The sequence below is a fragment of the Sulfuricurvum sp. RIFOXYD12_FULL_44_77 genome, assembly GCF_001830725.1.
Lineage (GTDB): Bacteria > Campylobacterota > Campylobacteria > Campylobacterales > Sulfurimonadaceae > Sulfuricurvum > Sulfuricurvum kujiense_A.
In genome coordinates this window covers 1-2,089 of the sequence record NZ_MIBU01000040.1, presented here as the reverse complement: position 1 = coordinate 2,089, position 2,089 = coordinate 1, and the positions used below count along the sequence as shown (strand labels likewise).

Sequence of the window (2,089 nt, the reverse complement as noted above, 5' to 3'; positions counted from 1 at the left end):
GCTATCAGAGGCTGTAGTAGACGAATTGTATGGATACCGTTCGTCTTTTCCGCAACATACGGTTTTTTAGTTTTAAAAATTTCTTGGATTAACGGCTCATCGGTAAATTTCGAATCGGGTGCCAGCAATTCAATAACCGCCTTGGATTTTTCTACTTTCAAGGCTTCAATGCCGTCAATTTTTTGGGCATTCGCTATCGCTTCAGCGACTACAGCCGGATCACCCGCCAACATACTCCCCGAAAGAGTCTGAAAAATAGACTCACTTAACATATTGAGAGAGCGTTTTGCCGTCTCATTTGAAAAGTCATGAAATGTTGTTGTTAAATACCAATAAATTGTCCCCAATCCTAAAAAACTGAAGAGCAAAGTTGTAAAAATTATTTTGGATTTGACCGTATCAAACATTGAAGACCTCATTGTTATTAATTGTGCGATTATTGTACCGTATATCGATCGCCTTTGCGCGGTAAATTTACAATTCCTTGTGCAGTTTCCATTTTAATCGGTAAATTCATCGGTCGGCGCATCGAAATCGGATCTACCTTGCTCACGCTAAAATGAAGATGCGGTCCGCTGCTGTATCCCGTATTACCGGAATAGCCGATCAAATCTCCCTTAGAAACTTTCTGACCGATCAGTGCAACCGCACCCCCTTGTTTCAAATGATAATAATTCCCCATCGTTCCGTCACTGTGTTCTATAATAACGTAATTGGCATATTGTCGATACTCAGGACTCGCACCGCCTTGATTACTTCCCCCTTCCGATCCCACGACAATCCCCTCCCGTGCCGCATAAATCGGTGTTCCGACAGGAACCGGAAAATCAACCGCATACGCCGAGAGCCCTTTATGAGACATCTCTCCATGATATCCTTGGGATACATAGACATTGGAGCCTTTTAGGAATGGAAGTTTATAGAGATAATTATTTTGATGAACCGCAAACGCGGATCCCCTCACCCAACCATAAGATGATCGGTAATCTACACCCAAAGCGTGAGAAATACGATCAAGTTCAAGGACCTTTTTTTTACTTCGTCCGGGAATCTCAATAAAAAGGGGGAGTTTACTGTCTGTTTTTAGATTGCTGAGCGATTCAAAATCGATACTCATCGTTACCGTGTAGGGATTTAGATTTTCAGCCTCAAATTCATACCCCCCTACACCGTTGGCTTCCGTACTCAAAATAACGCTGTTACGGGAACCGATTTGGGCTGTTTTTTTGACATTGGAGACTTCAGAGCGTTTCAAAATACGCAAATGTTCTTCGTATGCTTGTTCTTGTTCGATCGCGATTTGGATACTTTTTTGCTCTAACGCTTGCTCATCACACAACGCTTCAATTGATTTAATCGAATGGTGTGGATAGTTTTTTCGATAAAATGCAATCACTTCAGAGCGGATGCGGGGGTGATGGAGAGGATCTAAGGAGACCGCTACCAAATCTTCAAAACTCTTTTTATCGGACTCCACTATAGCCACGTTTAACGATTTTCGGTAGAGGGTGTCAATAGACTCTTTGGTACGTGCCAATTCCCGCAGCTCTTTGAGATAGGCATTTAATATCTCTTTATCGATCTCTTTTGCAGAAGAGAGTTCTCTCCCCACACTCAAAGTTGCATCAACCCCGTTCAAAAAATTCCGCAATATCTGCTTATTCGGTTCCATTACTGGCTTCTGACTGAGCTTTTCAATGGAGGCAGTACTTTTTTGAAGCGGTTCGGCAAGCGTATCAAATACTAGCGGTGTTGGGGCGGCAAAAATGATTCCGCAATAGGCAAGAAGTAAAACAATGATACGTACCAAAACCCACTCCACTTTTTTTAATTCTAACATTATTCCTCTAAGGCTATAATATCGTCAATTTTAAGTGTGGGGTAAAAGCAATGTCCGTAAAAATTTTAGATGTAATGAAACCGGGAGTGATTTTCGGTGACGATGTTCAAAAACTCTTTGAAATTGCAAAACAAGAGGGATTTGCACTCCCGGCGGTCAATGTAGTCAATACCGACTCGATCAACGGTGTCCTTGAAGCGGCAAAAGTGGTTAATTCTCCCGTTATCATCCAATTCTCCAATGGAGGAG

General features: G+C 42.1%; 2 protein-coding genes and 1 pseudogene. 1 reads left to right on the top strand and 2 read right to left on the bottom strand.

What is annotated here, in order from left to right; translation table 11 throughout:
- Positions 1 to 407: pseudogene (locus tag A2517_RS02020) on the bottom strand (methyl-accepting chemotaxis protein); the annotation flags it as partial.
- Positions 408 to 436: 29 nt separating this feature from the next.
- Positions 437 to 1,840: a M23 family metallopeptidase gene (locus A2517_RS02015; RefSeq protein WP_294893699.1), complete on the bottom strand. Its 1,404-nt coding sequence runs from the start codon at positions 1,838 to 1,840 to the stop codon at positions 437 to 439.
- Positions 1,841 to 1,890: 50 nt separating this feature from the next.
- Here A2517_RS02015 and A2517_RS02010 point away from each other — a divergent pair.
- Positions 1,891 to 2,089: class II fructose-bisphosphate aldolase (locus A2517_RS02010; RefSeq protein ID WP_294893698.1), on the top strand; the 199-nt coding region annotated here is incomplete at its 3' end.

What these genes read in the sequence shown, in the direction of transcription:
- A2517_RS02015 (WP_294893699.1), bottom strand. Translation starts at nt 1,840, where the DNA reads ATGTTAGAATTAAAAAAAGTGGAGTGGGTTTTGGTACGTATCATTGTT.